This window comes from Paenibacillus sp. JJ-223 (genome assembly GCF_927798175.1).
GTDB lineage: Bacteria > Bacillota > Bacilli > Paenibacillales > Paenibacillaceae > Paenibacillus > Paenibacillus hubeiensis.
In genome coordinates this window covers 40,886-57,373 of record NZ_CAKMMP010000017.1, presented here as the reverse complement: position 1 = coordinate 57,373, position 16,488 = coordinate 40,886, and the positions used below count along the sequence as shown (strand labels likewise).

General features: G+C 50.0%; 17 protein-coding genes. 3 read left to right on the top strand and 14 right to left on the bottom strand.

Going from position 1 to position 16,488, the window contains the following annotated elements; genetic code table 11:
* Positions 1-11: 11 nt before the first annotated feature.
* The 6 genes from L6H98_RS25385 to L6H98_RS25360 form a co-directional block, all read right to left on the bottom strand.
* The gene (locus tag L6H98_RS25385) at positions 12-839 is read right to left on the bottom strand and encodes a carbohydrate ABC transporter permease (RefSeq protein WP_236420475.1); all 828 of its coding nucleotides are present in this window, start codon (positions 837-839) and stop codon (positions 12-14) included.
* A complete protein-coding gene (locus L6H98_RS25380; protein WP_236420474.1) occupies positions 839-1,723 on the bottom strand; it encodes a sugar ABC transporter permease in 885 nt (294 codons plus the stop codon). Before L6H98_RS25380 ends, L6H98_RS25385 begins: the two co-directional genes overlap by 1 nt.
* Before the next feature lie 176 nt (positions 1,724-1,899).
* The gene (locus L6H98_RS25375) at positions 1,900-3,222 is read right to left on the bottom strand and encodes an ABC transporter substrate-binding protein (RefSeq protein WP_236420473.1); all 1,323 of its coding nucleotides are present in this window, start codon (positions 3,220-3,222) and stop codon (positions 1,900-1,902) included.
* Positions 3,223-3,340: 118 nt separating this feature from the next.
* The gene (locus tag L6H98_RS25370; protein WP_236420472.1) at positions 3,341-4,321 is read right to left on the bottom strand and encodes a LacI family DNA-binding transcriptional regulator; all 981 of its coding nucleotides are present in this window, start codon (positions 4,319-4,321) and stop codon (positions 3,341-3,343) included.
* Positions 4,322-4,411: 90 nt separating this feature from the next.
* Complete coding sequence (locus L6H98_RS25365; RefSeq protein WP_236420471.1) at positions 4,412-4,846, bottom strand: FixH family protein; 435 nt, start codon at positions 4,844-4,846, stop codon at positions 4,412-4,414.
* A 22-nt stretch (positions 4,847-4,868) separates the two neighbouring features.
* The gene (locus L6H98_RS25360) at positions 4,869-5,318 is read right to left on the bottom strand and encodes a disulfide oxidoreductase (RefSeq protein ID WP_236420470.1); all 450 of its coding nucleotides are present in this window, start codon (positions 5,316-5,318) and stop codon (positions 4,869-4,871) included.
* A 221-nt stretch (positions 5,319-5,539) separates the two neighbouring features.
* On the opposite strand from L6H98_RS25360, the gene L6H98_RS25355 reads away from it, so the two are divergent.
* Positions 5,540-5,749 (top strand): hypothetical protein, encoded by a 210-nt coding sequence (locus L6H98_RS25355; protein WP_236420469.1) that lies wholly within the window; start codon positions 5,540-5,542, stop codon positions 5,747-5,749.
* 30 nt (positions 5,750-5,779) lie between these two features.
* Here L6H98_RS25355 and L6H98_RS25350 read toward each other — a convergent pair whose 3' ends face one another.
* The 3 genes from L6H98_RS25350 to L6H98_RS25340 are packed head-to-tail and all read right to left on the bottom strand — an operon-like array spanning position 5,780 to position 7,334.
* Positions 5,780-6,175 carry a phosphotransferase gene (locus L6H98_RS25350; protein WP_236420582.1) on the bottom strand — a complete coding sequence of 132 codons (396 nt, stop codon included), beginning with the start codon at positions 6,173-6,175 and terminating at the stop codon, positions 5,780-5,782.
* Complete coding sequence (locus tag L6H98_RS25345) at positions 6,175-6,654, bottom strand: hypothetical protein (RefSeq protein ID WP_236420468.1); 480 nt, start codon at positions 6,652-6,654, stop codon at positions 6,175-6,177. The genes L6H98_RS25350 and L6H98_RS25345 overlap by 1 nt, the downstream gene beginning before the upstream one ends.
* 17 nt (positions 6,655-6,671) lie before the next feature.
* Positions 6,672-7,334 (bottom strand): DinB family protein, encoded by a 663-nt coding sequence (locus L6H98_RS25340; RefSeq protein ID WP_236420467.1) that lies wholly within the window; start codon positions 7,332-7,334, stop codon positions 6,672-6,674.
* A 196-nt stretch (positions 7,335-7,530) separates the two neighbouring features.
* Here L6H98_RS25340 and L6H98_RS25335 point away from each other — a divergent pair, with 196 nt between their 5' ends.
* Positions 7,531-8,643 carry a stalk domain-containing protein gene (locus L6H98_RS25335; protein WP_236420466.1) on the top strand — a complete coding sequence of 371 codons (1,113 nt, stop codon included), beginning with the start codon at positions 7,531-7,533 and terminating at the stop codon, positions 8,641-8,643.
* A 127-nt stretch (positions 8,644-8,770) separates the two neighbouring features.
* Positions 8,771-9,205, top strand: a complete 435-nt coding sequence (locus tag L6H98_RS25330; RefSeq protein ID WP_236420465.1) for a hypothetical protein — start codon at positions 8,771-8,773, stop codon at positions 9,203-9,205.
* A 67-nt stretch (positions 9,206-9,272) separates the two neighbouring features.
* Here the strand turns inward: L6H98_RS25330 and L6H98_RS25325 are convergent, their stop codons facing one another.
* The 5 genes from L6H98_RS25325 to L6H98_RS25305 form a co-directional block, all read right to left on the bottom strand.
* Positions 9,273-10,331, bottom strand: coding sequence for a glycoside hydrolase family 99-like domain-containing protein (locus tag L6H98_RS25325; RefSeq protein ID WP_236420464.1), 1,059 nt, complete (start codon positions 10,329-10,331; stop codon positions 9,273-9,275).
* A 16-nt stretch (positions 10,332-10,347) separates the two neighbouring features.
* Complete coding sequence (locus L6H98_RS25320) at positions 10,348-11,502, bottom strand: glycosyltransferase (RefSeq protein ID WP_236420463.1); 1,155 nt, start codon at positions 11,500-11,502, stop codon at positions 10,348-10,350.
* 241 nt (positions 11,503-11,743) lie between these two features.
* A complete protein-coding gene (locus tag L6H98_RS25315) occupies positions 11,744-12,805 on the bottom strand; it encodes a hypothetical protein (protein ID WP_236420462.1) in 1,062 nt (353 codons plus the stop codon).
* Positions 12,806-12,837: 32 nt separating this feature from the next.
* Positions 12,838-14,511 carry a DUF6138 family protein gene (locus tag L6H98_RS25310; RefSeq protein ID WP_236420461.1) on the bottom strand — a complete coding sequence of 558 codons (1,674 nt, stop codon included), beginning with the start codon at positions 14,509-14,511 and terminating at the stop codon, positions 12,838-12,840.
* A 305-nt stretch (positions 14,512-14,816) separates the two neighbouring features.
* A complete protein-coding gene (locus L6H98_RS25305; protein ID WP_236420460.1) occupies positions 14,817-16,469 on the bottom strand; it encodes an extracellular solute-binding protein in 1,653 nt (550 codons plus the stop codon).
* Positions 16,470-16,488 lie beyond the last annotated feature (19 nt).

The following is a 16,488-nucleotide window of genomic DNA, read 5'->3' as shown; positions in this document are numbered from 1 at the left end:
ACAGATCATCGTTATTTGATGGAGCCTTGCATTACTCCTTGAATGATATACTTTTGGGCAAACATATACACGAGCAGCACGGGCAGCAGCGTCAGCACCAAACCAGCCATCAGTGGCCCGTAATCGACCGTGTAGGTGCCATAGAAGTAAAACGTAGACAACGGCAGCGTCCGCTGCTCGGATGAAGTCAGCACCAGGGACGGAAGCAAAAAGTCATTCCATATCCATAACACATTCAGCACCGTAATCGTCACGCTCGTTGGTAAAAGCACCGGCAGTACGATTTTGAAAAACGTTTGAATCCTGCCGCAGCCATCCATTAACGCCGCCTCTTCCAATTCGAGAGGGATGCTTTTGATGAAACCGTGATAGATGAAAACCGCCAGCGGGCTGCCAAAACCGATATACATGTAAATGAGGGACCATTTGTTATCCAGCAGGTTAAGCGAACCGTAAATTTTCACCAAGGGGATCATAATCGCCTGGAAAGGGATAATCATCGCAGAAACCATCAGAAAAAAAAGGTACTGGTTAAGCCGGCTTTTATGCCGAACGAAGAAATGCGCCGTCATTGCCGCGAGCAGGGCAATCAGCACCACTGCGGTTATCGTGATCAGCAGCGAGTTCCCGAATGCGGATACATAACCCATTTTAGTGAACGCACTTACATAGTTATCCCATCGAAAGGCGGACGGCAATCCCAGCGGATCGGACGTAATGACCTGGTTTTCCTTGAACGAATTGATGATCAGCAGCAAAAAAGGAAACACAAACAGAACAACGGCGATCACTAATACTAGAAATTTGCTCCAGGAGATGATGCGTGATTGTCCTGCCATTATGCCTCAACCTCCAGTTTTTTGCTAAAGTAGACCTGAAGCAGCGTAACGGTGGCAACAAGTATAAACAGTACAAATGCCTCCGCCTGGCCCAACCCGTAATCACGCGCCAGAAAAGCCTGTTCATAAACGTGCATCGAAACCATTTCCGTGCTTTTGAAGGGGCCTCCGCTCGTCAGTGAAACGTTAAGGTCGTACACCATGAAACCTCGTTGAAGGGAAAGAAACACACATACGATAAAAGAGGGAACCATCAACGGCAATACGATGCGCATTAGCATTCTGCGACTGCCAGCGCCGTCAATGCTCGCTGCTTCCATCACGTCCTTGGGCACATTCATGAGCCCCGCAATATAGATCACCATCATGTACCCTGCATACTGCCACACCGTAACAATCACGAGTGCCCAAAAGGCTTTGTCAGGGTCCGCGAGCCAGGAAGCGCCAAACAGCGCGATGTTCAGCTTTTGTCCGGCGAACACCAGCACCTGATTGAAGATAAATTGCCATATGAATCCCAACACAATGCCGCCGACCAGATTTGGAAGGAAAAATCCCGCCCGGAACCAGCCTTGTCCCCGCATTCCCCGAGTAACGGCATAGGCCAGCAAAAACGCGACGGCGTTGGTCAGCAATACGGTGATGAACACATATTCCAGCGTCATGGCAAACGAAGTCCAGAACACCTTATCCTTGGATACGCCAACGTAATTCGCCCAGCCGACAAAACTTTGCTCCACGGCGATGCCGTCCCAGTTGGTAAACGTCAAATAAATACCGTATAAAAAAGGAACAATCATCACAGTAGCAAAGGCCAGCAGCGTGGGTCCCGTAAAAACAAGTCGTGTGCGCAAGCGCGCCCACATTCCTTTTTCGGTCAGCATGGTCATCCTCCATCCACTTCCGGTTTTGAATGCCGTTTTTCAGCCGGAGGCCCAAACAGGTTTAGATCATCATTCTTTCCCTGGGGCACTCCGGCTTAACGGCTGTATGTTTAGCCATGCGTCAGAGTCAGTGCAGTTCAAGAGCCTCGTCTCACCACAACTTTTCCCTGTTACGATTATTTCACGTTTGTCCAGTAGGACTGGATTTCCTTCGCAAGTTCGCCCCGATCAATGACATCCGCCAAATACTTCTGCATGGATGCCCCTAATTTGGACCAATGATCTGCCGGCAGCGTACTGACGGATTCCTCGATCTTGCCTGCTTTGATGTATTCGCTAATCGACTTGCCCAGCGGATCATTGGGTTCAAGGGTGATGTTTTTGAATGCCGGAATTACGCTCGCTTGATTGACCAGAAAATCCTGTCCTTTGTCCTGATAAACGATCCAATCAAGGAACTTCTTGGCGGCGTCCTGCTGCGCCGGTGTGCTCTTCTCTTTATCAATCAAAATGCGCTTGGACACGGCTGCGGAAATTTGTGTGTTGCCGAAATCCTCTGGATTGTTGCTTACAGGAACAGGAAGGAAACCGTATTTTCCATCCGCGGTATCAAAGCTGTGGATTTGCGGCCAGGCCCAGTTTCCTTGGAACCAGAGGCCCACTTCGCCTTTCCCTAAAACTTCGGGTCCGCGTTCATATGTGCCCGAAAGCGGAGACGCTTTGTCAATATTGTAGGTTTTCATCAAATCAAACGTATCCATAAGTCCGTTAAAAACCGCATTCGAAGCAAGATCGACCTGTCCTGCCTTGAGATTGGCGATGAACTGCTGTACCTGAGCCTGATCCGGCGATTGGCCTCCGTAGGCCAGTCCGAGATAATGCGCTCCAAGCGACCAGTCCATTGGCGAAATGATCAGCGGCGATTTCCCGGAAGCCGCGATCTTTTGAAACAGATCATCAAGCTGTGCCGTTGTCTGGATCGTTTGCGGATCGAATGTTCCGCCTACCGCCTGATCAAGCACGTTCTGGTTGTAAATAAAACCGTATCCTTCGATGGAGAACGGAAAAGCATAATTTTTGCCATCGAATGTCGTCGTTCCCGTGCTATTTTCCACAGCATCCTTCATCCACGTTTCATTCGTTAAGTCAAGGACGCGATCCTTGAATTTCTCGACATCCCCGGTGTCCAGCATCATCATCGTAGTCGGGTTGCCTGAAGCATACAGTGCCGAAGCCTTCTCAAAAGGGGATTGGCCGTTTCCTACAGGCACGATTTCCAACGTAATCTCCGGATGATCTGCATGAAAATCCTTTGCAGCCTGCTCCAATTGGCTGTTGATTTCAGCTTTGGAATTCAACAGGGTAATTTTGACATCGCTATCAGAAGAAGCACCATCGTTGCTTTCAGTTCCTGTCTGCCCACCACCGCAAGCTGATAGCAAAACCACCATAATTAATGATAAAACCGATAACTTCATCCATGTCCGCTGTGTTTTCATCTGTCTTTTGCCCCCGTTCGTTGAATTAAAAAGGAACCGCTTACAAAACCGATTATAGTGTCAAAGGTTTGACATGTCAATCGTTTGACATAAATAAAAAAAGAAAAACAACCTCGTCTCAGGTTGTCTCTCGTTCTACCATAGTCACAGGCAGGATATGTTCCATTTCTATCTCTTCCTCAGCCAATTGCTGCTGGATCAATTGAACCGCAAGCTCCGCCATGCTCTCGATCGGCTGCCTTACTGTCGTAATCGCCGGGACGATATACTCCGCTGCCCGAATATTATCGTAACCCACGATGGCAATGTCCTCAGGAACTTTTCGCCCATGATGCATGATCTGTTTCAATGCATGAATAGCCATCAGGTCACTGGTAAAAAACAGCCCATCGACCTCCGGATGGCCGACAAGAAGCTCTTCGACAAGCTTTGTGTATTGCTGCTGGCTAAACACGTTGAGATCGGTTTGATGAATCATGGTTGGGTTGATCCCATGGGCCTTCAAGGTATCCAGAAATCCCGTCGTTCGTCGATTGGATAGCATCTGCAGCTCCAGATTGCCGCAAATGTGGGCCAAATGCCGTCTGCCTTTAGAGATCAGCAGTTCGGCAGCCATCACACCTCCCTGGTAGTTATCCGAGGAAATGAAGGGGATATGCGCTCCGATTTGCCGGTCAAAGGTAACGATTGGCGAATGAAGATTCATATACTCGTCCACCTCAAGCGTATGGCTTCCCATAATAATGCCGTCAACGCGGTTTCCTTTGAGCATTTCCACGTACTCACGCTCTTTGGCAGGGTCCATGTGGGAGTTGCACAACATAATCTTGAAGCCGTTCTGGTAGGCATGGTACTCAATAAAGCTTGCGAGTTCGCCAAAAAACGGATGCGAGACGTCTGGAATGATCAAACCTATGACGTTGGACTGCTTGCGCAGCAGCGAGCGGGCAATCTCGTTCGGACGGTAATTCAACTCGTCCATGCACTGATACACCTTGTCGCGTGTCTTCTGACTGATATAGCCCCGATTGTTCAATACACGGGAAACCGTCGTTACGGAAACCCCTGCCTTGAGCGCAACGTCATGAATTGTTGCCATAACAACCTCTTTTCCACTGCAATTTCATAATGTAATTATACAACCATCCTCGCACACAAACCCAATCTTCGTCCTATTCGCTGTACATCGTCATTCGACGATAATCTTTTTCTTCGGCATGCTGTGCATGGCGCCATGCGTGACATGAACCTGTACGATATACGTACCCGGCTCTTCGAATGTATGCTGGATTTCATATAAGCCCTTGTCCACTTCCATAGCATCCAGGGCCCCCAGTTCTTTCAGGTCCTCCGCAGTCATCAAGGCTTGCTCGGGAGCACCGTCAAGCTCGTTCCATACCTGGAACTGGACGTGATCCGCCGCCTCAACAGGCTGCCCGCCCTGCGTCAGTTTAATTTGCAGCGCCACGGGCTCTTGCACGGTTGCTTTCTCAGGCACCACAAACTGGACCTTGATCATTTCCGGCATCTCGTTCGTCGCCGCATTTTCCGAACCGGTACACCCCGTAACCAATACGATTAGTATCGTGAGAACAGGTACTACCCATTTGACTTGTCCGAACATCCATGATCCGTCCTTTCCCGAATTAAGCGGATTTCGATGTTTTGCCGATGCCCCACAGCATCACGGTGATGATCATAAACGCAACGAGTGCCAGCAGCGGAATCGTGATAAATCCGAACCAGTTCAAATAGTCGGTATAACAAGGAATTTGTCCGCAAGCAACGGCGCTGCCTGTAGCCGAGTACACACGCTGGATCACGACATGGTACAAGGAAATGCATCCCCCTATAATGCTTAGTGGCAGCACGTATCTTCCGATTTTGAAATCGTCCTTGAAGTAGGCAATGCCCAGCACAATCGTTAGCGGGTACATAAAAATACGCTGGAACCAGCATAGATCACATGGAATAAATCCTTTGATTTCACTGAAATACAGGCTGCCTCCTGTCGCAATGACCGAAACGGCCCAAGCCAAAAACAAACGTTTGTCCGCATGTTTCGCAGAGTGCCCGGTTGCGGATGGTGTACTCATTCCATCTGTCCTCCCCCAAAAATGTGCTCTTATCGGATAATCATACAATAATCACGGCGTTCATGGCTATTCTTGGCATGTCCATCCCGGCACACGCATGATTAGTATACCAAATATTTGAATATTTTGGATATGAATCTTACATCCCATGCCATCCTGGAGTACAATCATATCAAGGCCTCACGCCTTGGCAGAATACGTTCTTCAATGGAGGTTGTGCCATGACGATGCTTCCCTATATTTTGATCGTATCCATCGCCCTGTTCGGTGGAATTGCCACGCTGATGATCGGAAATTCCAAAGCCAATCAGAAGAGCAATCCCGAATATGATCACAGAACCAAGCAAAATTTAAGCCGACTGACGTATGTATATATAGGTGCCGTGGTCTTTGGCATAGGCGGGCTGGTGCTGTATCTCGTTAACGGATGATTCCGCGTTGGTAATCTCATCAAGGTATTTTCACACCAATAGCGATTTATACTCCTCCAATATGTTCAACTGCCGTTCAATGTAGGAAACGTTAGGGGCACTCATCCCCTGATCCATTACAAGCGCAAGCATTCCGCGCAGCAGCCATAGGTGCAACTGCTCAAATAAACGTCGGTTGTCCCACACCCCTTGCTCCTGCGCGTATCCTCGTTCGAAAAGAGAGAGTGACTTCTCCATCTCTGTTCTTGAAGCGGTTAAAGGGATGCTCGAAGTAATCACCGCTGCCAAATCAAAATGGCGATCCCCCATCCTTGCTTCCGCCATATCAATAATGAAAACATGCCGCTCAGTAAATAATAAATTCCATATTCCCAAATCACCGTGGATCACTGTCTCACTATTAACGGAATAAGACTTGCATTGCATCATATGATTGCCCAATATTCGAATGTTAGATTCAGACGAATTCCGTATCTCCTGCCCACAGCCTTCCATAACAAAAGAAGATCATAACGATCCTCCTGTTCTCCTAATCTCACTTCCCCAGTCAAGTGATGAAACTGGCCGACAAGCTTCCCCAATTGTAGGAAGTTCAGTTTTTTTGCTCTTGACTCGTTCACTGGGCCCTTATATTCTTGGATATTAAAATATACACCGAGGTATGTCGCATACGGCATTCCATTTTTCGCACAACGAATTTTCGGACTAATGTTTGTCGGCGCAAGCTTCTGCGCTAGTATATATTCTTTCCAGGCCTGCTGTTCGCTGCTCAATTTACGTAAAACAAACGCTCCCGCTTCCGTATCCACCAACATCGCATAAGAGGTATTCCCCTTGTTCAACGGTTTGCATGACTTGACTCTTCCGATATCATATTGCTTCAATACATCCGGTTGGGCAACCACATTATTCCCTCATTTCCTCATTCACGTATCCTTGATGATTTGTTGAGATGTACAAAATGATGCCGCGTCGCCGGCATCATAAACAATCCGGCTACGGTCAGATTGCTCCAATAATCCAATAACCAGTTGTTTTCTGGCAGTACGTCCCCCATTTCCGACAATTGGCTCAAATGTGCAGAAGACACTTTTCGTCTAAAGTCTGCTGCCGACAATTCCATCACAATCTCGCGCGTCCTTTGGCCGACAGCAGCTCGGTACGCGCGCAAAGAGGGTATATCCACTACGGAACTCAGGTGCACAAGCTGTTCAAGCGACATTCCATTTCCGGTATCGCGGACGTTCAAATGCATGGATTGCATCCACAAGTCACTATCGATAACCTGCTTCATTTGGGCCACCAGCACATTCATGGTCATGTCTTCGATTCGGGTCGAATGATAAATATGCCATGCGACCGAGTTGGCTCCAGAAGCCGGGACATGTCGAAACCGGTTTTCAGTCATATGATCCAGTACTTCATCTTCAAAAGACCACGCAGCCCCATCTCTGCTTCGAGCCGAATGGACAGCCCCGTGCTGCAAAAGCAACCATTCCCGCGCATTCTCGTACTGTGCGGGCTTCGCCAACATGGACTTAAGCTCTTTTTGCCGCTGATTCCATAACTTCCGATCTTCAAGCACATGGATCCCCCCATCTTTATGACATTCCTTTCCAGGGATCATTATACACCTTGGCATTCTGCGGATGGATGATGAAGTTTACAAGTTGGATATAATTCAGAATTATTCTGGATATCTTCCGTGAGTAATATATAGCCATAAGGGACAGCGAGCCCGGACATCATAATCCACTACATCCATAAAGGAGCGTTATATCATGAACAAAAACATAAAAAAATCCGCAGCAGCCGTCATGGTGCTTGGCATGACATTAACCGGGGCGGCAGGCGTATTCGCAGGCACGCAATTGGAAAAAATCTCGGCATACCTCAACCACGGCATCAGCTTCAACGTAAACGGCTCGGCCTACACGCCAACGGACGGCAGCGGCAACAAACTGGCACCGATCACCTACAACAATTCCACCTACCTGCCTGTTCGCGCGCTTGCCGATGCACTGCATGTACCTGTATCTTACGATGGCAAAAAAGGTCAGGTCATCATCGGCGAAGCTGCGAATGCGGAATTGACCTCCGTCTCTTACAGCGCAGCACAAAAACAAGCCATTCAAAAAGCATTTGCACAATTCGCCGGATTCGAAACGGCCTATGCTCCTGAGCAAATGATTGCCGGCGATACATTCAAAAGCGTTGGCGCAGGCGGAGACGGCGTGAACTTTGTGTTCGCACACATGAATGTTTCCATCTCTCCCAAAGATTACTCTTTCGATTACGAGGGCAAAACGGTTACATTGGCAAACGGCGTATCCGCCAAATGGTACACGCCTTCGGATACAGGCATGCTGACATTCAAACTGGATGATCGGTATGTGACGCTCAGCTCGCCGGATCACAAATTGACCCAAGCCCAACTGGAGCAGGTTGCCGTGAACGTCAACAAATTGGGCAGTAACAGCAATAATGGTTCCGACCAGGGTATCGCCGCTTATGCTGATGTAAACTACAACAAGTCCCAAGTCTCCGCGATTCAAAAAGCATTTGCGAAATTCCAAGGTTTCGAGACGGCTTATGCTCCGAAGCATATGGTTGCAGGTGACCAATTCAAAAGCGTCGCCGCTGGCGGGGACGGTGTAAGCTTTGTGTTTAACCACATGAAAGTGGATGTTTCGCCGAGAGATTACGCTTTCGACTATGACGGCAAAACCGTCAAACTGCCCAACGGCGTATCCGCCAAATGGTACACTCCCGACAAAACGGACATGCTGACGTTCCAATTGGATGACCGGTATGTAACACTCAGCTCGCCGGACCATTCCCTGACCCACGCCCAATTGGAGCAAATGGCCGCAGCCGTTCAAAAACTGAAATAATTGGCACGAAAACTCTGAAAATGAGCATGGGTAATATACCTGTTTTCGATAGAACAGGTATATTACCCATATTATTTTGCCTCTAGTTACATAAGATAGAGCATCAAATATAAAGGATGATGTGTCCATGCCTACGTTCGATAACGTAAACGTGACGGGAAATGCCACAATTCAGCAGGATTTTCAAGTCAATGGCAATGCGACGTTTGGTCAAAATATACAGGTTAATTCTAACCAGACCGTGCAAGGCTCCTTGCAGGTGAATTCCAACGAAACGATCGCGGGAAGTTTACAAGTCAACGGAAGTGCGACAGTGAACTCCAATTTTGGTGTCAATGGCCAAGCAAGCGTCGGTGGTAGCTTGACGGCTGGGCAAAGACTGAACGTAACCGCTCTTCCTACCGCTCCAGGCGTTGCCTCAACCGCAGCCAATGTTCTCTTGTACCCTTCCGGCAACCCGAACCAACCGGGATTATTGCTCAAAGGGACCGACGGATCCAACTACGTGCTCTTCATTGATGCTTCTTCCGGCACGTTGGCCATTGGAATTCAAAAAGTCTGATTACGTCATCCTGCCGTTTCCAACGAAAAGTGCGCGTCATATTTAAAGAGAGGACCCCGGTCCTCTCTTATTCGTTCTCCGAGGATTCCAGCGCCTTCTTCACAGCCTTCAAATAAGCATATTCCCAGTCCTTATCCGGCTCCAAATACGCTCCTTCTCCCCACTCGTTCCATGCGTTAATAAACACAAATTCACTGCGATACAGCTGTCTGGCTCGTTTGAGCTGCCTCCTCAAATATTCTTCGAATTTATGAGGCGACGCGCCAAATCCGCTCTGCCCCTTCACACCGAGACGTGGTGTATTGTCCCAGCCAACAAAAGCCCCTGGAAAAATCATTTCCCCTTCCCGACGCGGCGAACGATTCAACATCAACCGCCACACTTCGTCGTAATCAAACACAAGATGTTCCCCGCCCATCGTGCGCATGGTGCTCCAGATTCGCTCCGAACCGCTGTGTCCGAAGGTGTAGTGGGGCTCGAACTCTACACTGGCATCGAATCCTTCCTGTTTAGGCAACCCAAAGCCACCCAGCGTCCGTACCACGAAAAGGCCGTCCATCCCTCTGCGTAACGCGAGTCGCTTCCAGAAGGCCAACATCTCTTCGCAACAAGGAATGTTTCCGGGACGATAAATCAGGAATACCGGTTTGTTGTCGATACGAATATATCTTGGATCGCTAAATGCCTGCAGCAGATAGTCGAAATGCCGCTCCCAATCTTCCTCTTGACCATAATCCTGCCGAAGGATCAGTTCATTGTCGCTGCCATCCCATTTGCGGGTCCACGATTCATTCGCCCATGACAAACAAAAAGGAAAGTCCGGCTTCCCGGAGCTCAGCATCTGTTCCAAAGGCTGTTCCAACAGCTTTTTTCCTTTAAACCAGTAATGATAATAACAGAAGCCGTGAAGCCCGAATTTCTTCGCCAACCCGGCCTGCCATTGCCTTGCAGCCGGATCGGTCAGATCATAATAATAATCGTTATAAGGCTCCCTTGGTTGCCGATGCCCTTGGTATAACGGTACCGATTTCTTCGTATTAGTCCACTCGGTGAATCCTTCTCCCCAAGCGGCGTCATTTTCAGGAATCCGGTGAAATTGTGGCAGCAAATAGGCAATCAGTTTCAAAAGGCCTTCCTCCCGTTCATTCCCCGGCGGTGATTCTTTTAAGGAGCCGTAATATATTTTGAAAATAAGAGTAATCGTACTTGCTGCCCTCCAATGCCTTACTGGCGATTTTGCGCTTCAAGTCCGGATGATGCCTATAATATTCAAGGAGGTTGTGGAGCTCTGTCGTGGATTGAAAAGTGACGATGTTTTCGCCTGGACTCAAGTGCTCATAGAGATGCGACTGATCCTGAACCATCTGAAAAGCGCCGCAAGCGGCTATGTCGAACAATTTTTGCGGGCAACGGCACGAATCGAAATGAATAATAACGTTCGCTCCGTTGTAACACGAATTTGCATCGTCCTCTGTATGAATGGAGGTGATGATCGGTTCGTTCTCCCACCCTTGCCCCATCGCATGCACCCGTCCTCCAGCAAAATGTCTTGCCACCTCGGATACATATGCGGATCGTTCCGGTACCGCATCCCCGATGATTAACACATCGGATTGGAACTCCCTTGAGACAGCCTGCGGATAAAATACGTTGCGGTCGGCAGCAAAAGGGTGATAGTACACACAGGGAACGCCCCCAGCCTGATAAACCGCCACATGTTCCAGATTTTGCGATAGAACTACATCACCCAAATGTGCCAGTTGCCAAGTCGCATCGTTCGTGCCATCCGCATCGTCAAGCCACATTACCTTGCGAGCCGGGCATGAGGCCAAGGCTTTCCGTTCCTCTTCCGAAAGCTTGCGCGAATTGCCGAGAAGCAGTACAAGATCCGGATTCAAATCCTGCAAACGCGTCGCCATGGAGGGTAGCAGCCCGACAGTCGTCACTTCACCCACAACCATTTTTAAATGCTCGACGATCACTTCTGCAGTTTGCCATCTGCAATCAGGAAGCACGGAAATCAGGCAAATCCGCAAGTTTTTGAGATCGGCCGGTTGAAATAAGGGATCGCTTATCTCTTCCACCTTTGGTTGTATCGTCGATTGTGTTCGCGAAGACTGTCCTTCGTTCGCGATCCACTGTGAAAACTGCGAGCTTAGCCATGGCTGGAGTTGTTCAAGCATTTCGCCGATCACCGCATCGACGATCTTGCGCTGCTTGGGAGGCAGTGCCGATTTACGCCGGGACATCCCGGATTTCGGCCGCCTCTCCCGCCCACTGACCTTTTTTTTCACCATGTCTTGTTCTCCCATGCCACGTGTCGTTCTTTTATCTTATGACGTGACCGCGATATTGTCTGAGACAGATGACCATTCTTCCCCATTCCGTTTTAATAAGGTGGTATCCCTAGGCTCGCAAAAGCAGTTAAAAAACAGCAAAAAAGCACAGCAACGTGGCTGTGCTCTCAGTACTTGCATGTATTCCTTAAAAACCGGAAGAATGGGGTGTCCACAAACACCTGCACAGCCTCTTTATCGGTCATTTTTGAGAAGGAGCACAGGACGAAGAAATTTGAATGACTCGCCGATAATACATGCCATCGATGAGTTCCTCCCATTCCAGTTCGCCGATGTTGGCATCCCGATAATATACAACCGTAGCGGGCAAAAAACCGGCCACAGGACCAAGCCCCCCGCAGATCAAAGAGCCGCCGTCCCCACCTTTGGGCATAAGCTCTCCAGTCTGACTAAGCGTAAGCTCGCAACGATAGGGATCGCCTTCGAACCGGATGCCGAAGAAATTGGGCAGCTCCAGATCGTAAGCACGGCCGTCGTCCTCAACCATAGAAGGGTCCGGCTCCGCATTTTCATCCACGATGCCTGGAACGCCCTGTAAACTTCCGAAATGCTTCAGCTTCATCGTGTAGTCAAAGCTATCTCCCCACGGAAACAGCGTACGGCAACCCCCGCCGTAAAGGTACTCCCACTCCTCTTCCGTCAGCAAGGAAAACCCTGTTTTCTCGGTTTCTTCCTTCAACCGCTCCAGCGTCAGGTCTTCGTTGAACCAAAAGATTCGTATACCTCCTTCATGGCGCACCAAACGAAAATGCTGGTAACGTTCGTACTCGCTGATGTCAGATTGTTTGAATTTCTCCCATTCTTTCGCGAATTCCCCATCGTCCCAAGCCATAGCTTCTTCTTCGCTCACTTCAAACCAACCCAGGGAACGGGCCTGACATTCGACCAGCATCGGAGAAATGTGGACTTCTCTCACCGGAGACGAAAATTCGCGAAGATAAGCATCGATATCGTGTACGCCGTACTCACTGAAGGTTTCCCGAATATCGATGGCCGTCTCCTCGTTCATGCCTTCGTGCCAACCGTCCCACCCCAACGTCACGAGATCACCTGGAACAAATACGAAGTCCCGTTGTTCATAGGAGAACACACCTGTCTCCGTGCACCGACCGTACCGTTCAAATTTCCGCAAGCCTTCGTACGCCACGCCTTCCGGAAGTTCTGTCAGCTCCTGCAAATATTGTTCCTTTTCAACTGATGAAAGAGCAGCCCACGCTGTACGGTTCAAATGTTGTAATTCCATATCCCCCGCCCTCTCCCTGAATGGTACTCTCATCACTTGCCCGCTGCATGCAGCAATGCCTGCAGAAGCTCCTTGCGCCGGCCTTCGGCCTTTCGTGCCAAACCAGCCAGTTTCTCTACCTTTCCCCATATCGGATACAACACGCGCAGGACCTCATAAGCCTCTAATCCTTGCACCTGTTCTACCCATAAAGACAGCTTGTCCTCATCTTCCAGCACAGGCTGAAGGGCTTTCAGCTTCAAACCATCGGTGGAACGCCTCAAACATGCGATGAGTGGCGGGAGCGATTGCTGCGTCAGTCCATGTTGTTCGACAAAGGCTGCCGTGAACTTGTCCTGCACCATCTGATGCTCGTCATCCACCAGACCCATGTATGTCTCCACCAGAGGGAAATAACGCTCGTCCGCAAGGCCAAGTCCGAAGGTGGCGTAGGAACCGGGCATGCAATTTTTCTCTCCCTCCGTGTCCTCATACCATTCGAACTCCTCCATCGCCTCGCGCGCGTATTCCTCCAAAAGCGGATGCAATTCGGGATAAACCAGCGCATTCGCAAAAAAACGGTGGGTATCCGATTTCGCCAGTCCTTTGACCGGCAAGTAGTGCTTGGCTTTCGATTTCAGCTTGATTTTGTAGCTTTTGGGGAAACCCTGCTTCAGCAGACGGATGATGTATCCAAGCGCCTGTTCGTAAGCTTTCGCCGCTTCCTCGCGAACTACGATGGTGATGGTCGAAAAGACGTCATTGGCCGTGCATTCCACCTGTTCATTCCGCATTTGAATGTCTTCCTTGGCGAAGGTGCCGCTGCCCTCTTCCATCATGTGCGCGGCCTGACTGCTTCCAAGCTGCTCGGCAAGCTCAAGGAAGGTTACCCCCGTCGATTTGCTGTAATTGGGCTCATACCTTAGAATCATTACGGCTCCATATAACAGCAGCCTGACGGGATGATGATCAGCATCGTGTTCACCCAGAGACGCTCCTGGTTTAAGCGTATACTCATTGGATCTGTAAGCCGAGCGCTGGACGTCAAAATACAAGGGCAAAAACTGATTCTCCGCCCAGTTCCTCAAGCTTTGAGTAATATTTCTCCGATGCTCCGAGAGCGCTTCCTGGCGCCCCTTGTTCAACGCCTGAATGCGATCGTATTGCGCGATGATCCATGGCACGTCCAACTCCGGAAACAACACGGGATCGAGCAAATGCCGGACTAAAAAGAACGTTTCCAGCGGTTTCGTTGGATAAGACCCATTGGTCAGCTTCCGATCGACATAAGCATGTATCTGTTCAAGCAGCAACCGCTTTTTTTCCTCATTGACTGATTCAAACAGCGTGATCCGCAGAGAACCTTCGTCCGTCGGGAACTTGCCCCGAAAAGTAAATCGATAGTCAATCAGCGGCGTATCTGCCAAACGTTCCAGTCTCTCCTGAATCACCTGTGCCAAACGAGGACGGATTTCAGTCTGAACCTGCTCCACCGTAAAAACATCGTTCTTTCCGGGCCTCAATCCTTCTTCATCCATACCGAGATCCAGGCTGTCCACGGTTGTTCTTCCCGGCCGATAATCCAGCAGCACATCATCATAGATGCCTGATTGCAGCTTCGTTCGTTTCACTGTTGACTCGGCATCGTCCCGTTTCTCCGTTTGGTCGAACCATTGATGGATCTCCGCGATCATCTCCTCCACGGCCTCTTCTACAATTATGCTCATTGATCCGTCTCCTCCTTATATGGACATGTTCCCCTTAAAATGCACCACTACTTCTATCACAAATATGCGCATCTACGTTCGTATCCTGCCTATTATTGTACTATCGCTTGCCAGGCCTAAACAATAAGTCTCACGTACGGTTGTCCGCCGTCCTGCCCGCTTCGACGATCAACTCCAGATCGCTCATTAAACTCCCCCGGCAGAATAAAAAACACCGAAATCAAGGCCTGTTCCAGCCCGATTCCGGTGCAATTGCGAAAATGATTATTGATTGTAATCCTTTAGTACGACTTCTTTCAAACCACTTAATTTACGGTTTTGAACCATTCGTTCACTTCGACCGTAATGTCATCGCCGCCCATCGATTTCCATTTTTCCACGAATGCGTCGAACTCATCGATGCCGACTTGGCCGTAGATGATTTTGCTGAACGTGTCCTTCTCCAGCTTGTCGAGAGCATCCTTTTTCATTTTCATCGTATCGGTCGGCGCACCGGTGAACTTGTTCTTGATCGCATCGTCTTTGTGTGCCACGACGACCTCTGCAGCGGCGAACACTTCCGGTTTGTTGGCCATGCTCGTGTTTTTCTCGAACGGCGTTTCGGGCTCCTTGCCGGTGGCCAGTTCCGCGAGCGTATCCATCATCAGGTTCGGAATGCGCGCGCCGTCATACGTAATGGTGTACTTGAGAGGCGATACGCCATCCTTGAGATCGGCTTCGCCGACGACTTTGCCGTCCACGATATCGAAGTCGTACCCCTGGGCAAAGCCGTGCTCGAATTCGCCGCCCACTTCCGGGTTCGCAAAATGATCGAACAAGTAATTTTGATACGTGAAGAAAATTTCGGGATTCGCCATGTCCTTGTTGATCAATACTACGCCATTGCTTGCGCCGGAACCATGGTGGTGGCTTTCGCCAGTCGGGCCTGTCGGCAGCGCAATGGCTTTGTAGGCAGCGCCCTCCACGTTTTTCTTCACATCGTCGATCGGCCAGTTCGGCATCCAGTGCGGCCCGACGATGATGCCGGCTTTGCCTGCGGTAAACAGCTCGGCAGCTTTGATTTCATCGTAAACGCCGGCTTCCTTCGGCAGGTAGCCTTTGTCCAGCCACTCTTTCATCGTAGCGAGCCCTTGCTTCACGCCAGGCTGGATCGAGCCGTATTCAAGCGTGCCGTCCGCGGCTTCGTTCCATTGTCCGGGCATCGTGCCGTACATGCCGAAGATCCAGCCGGATTCCGTCATCCACGTATTCAGCGCGTTCTTCATGCCGACGGTCAAGCCGTACGTATCCTTTTTGCCATTGCCGTCCGGGTCCTGGTTCGTGAATGCGTCCATGACGGCCACCAGTTCGTCGATCGTTTTCGGCTCTTCCAGCCCAAGCTTTTTCAGCCAATCCTCGCGAATGAACATGACCGGATCGCCGTTATAGGCATAATCGAAAATCGGAATGCCGTACCTTTTACCTTCGTACATGTACGGGTACCACTCTTCCGGCGCGGAGGCGGCCGCCTCTTTCCACGTATCCGAAGCGTATTTGTCGAACAGCTCGCCAGCATCGGCGAACTTGCCGGACTCGATCAACTCCCGGACCAGATTATAATCGCCCCGGATCGAAACGATGTCCGGCAGCTCCTCGTTGGCCGACAACGACAGACGCAGCTTGGTATAGAACGCATCGTTGGTCACCGATACCGCCCATGGCGTGCTCAGCTCGATGCCTAACCGTTCCTTGGCCCACTTGGTGTGCACGTTGCTCTGGGCGGTTTCGCCGTTTTTGAACCGGGTATCGTCGTTCCAGGCACGCAAGTAGCTCATCTGCACCGCCGGCTCATATTTCCCGTCCTTCAGGGCAAGTGGTGCCGCCGCTTCCGGCGCGGCTTCTTCCTTGGCTCCCGAGCTGCATGCAGTCACGACGACCATCGTCAGCGCGAGCAGCGCCGTCATCATTTTTCTATACATGAAAACCCCTCCTCAGTGA

Excerpts from the sequence above, each read along its gene's own strand:
- L6H98_RS25385 (WP_236420475.1), bottom strand. The coding sequence starts at position 839 with ATGGCAGGACAATCACGCATCATCTCCTGGAGCAAATTTCTAGTATTA.
- L6H98_RS25380 (WP_236420474.1), bottom strand. The coding sequence starts at position 1,723 with ATGCTGACCGAAAAAGGAATGTGGGCGCGCTTGCGCACACGACTTGTT.
- L6H98_RS25375 (WP_236420473.1), bottom strand. The coding sequence starts at position 3,222 with ATGAAAACACAGCGGACATGGATGAAGTTATCGGTTTTATCATTAATT.
- L6H98_RS25370 (WP_236420472.1), bottom strand. The coding sequence starts at position 4,321 with ATGGCAACAATTCATGACGTTGCGCTCAAGGCAGGGGTTTCCGTAACG.
- L6H98_RS25365 (WP_236420471.1), bottom strand. The coding sequence starts at position 4,846 with ATGTTCGGACAAGTCAAATGGGTAGTACCTGTTCTCACGATACTAATC.
- L6H98_RS25360 (WP_236420470.1), bottom strand. The coding sequence starts at position 5,318 with ATGAGTACACCATCCGCAACCGGGCACTCTGCGAAACATGCGGACAAA.
- L6H98_RS25355 (WP_236420469.1), top strand. The coding sequence starts at position 5,540 with ATGACGATGCTTCCCTATATTTTGATCGTATCCATCGCCCTGTTCGGT.
- L6H98_RS25350 (WP_236420582.1), bottom strand. The coding sequence starts at position 6,175 with ATGCAATGCAAGTCTTATTCCGTTAATAGTGAGACAGTGATCCACGGT.
- L6H98_RS25335 (WP_236420466.1), top strand. The coding sequence starts at position 7,531 with ATGAACAAAAACATAAAAAAATCCGCAGCAGCCGTCATGGTGCTTGGC.
- L6H98_RS25330 (WP_236420465.1), top strand. The coding sequence starts at position 8,771 with ATGCCTACGTTCGATAACGTAAACGTGACGGGAAATGCCACAATTCAG.
- L6H98_RS25320 (WP_236420463.1), bottom strand. The coding sequence starts at position 11,502 with ATGGTGAAAAAAAAGGTCAGTGGGCGGGAGAGGCGGCCGAAATCCGGG.
- L6H98_RS25315 (WP_236420462.1), bottom strand. The coding sequence starts at position 12,805 with ATGGAATTACAACATTTGAACCGTACAGCGTGGGCTGCTCTTTCATCA.
- L6H98_RS25310 (WP_236420461.1), bottom strand. The coding sequence starts at position 14,511 with ATGAGCATAATTGTAGAAGAGGCCGTGGAGGAGATGATCGCGGAGATC.
- L6H98_RS25305 (WP_236420460.1), bottom strand. The coding sequence starts at position 16,469 with ATGTATAGAAAAATGATGACGGCGCTGCTCGCGCTGACGATGGTCGTC.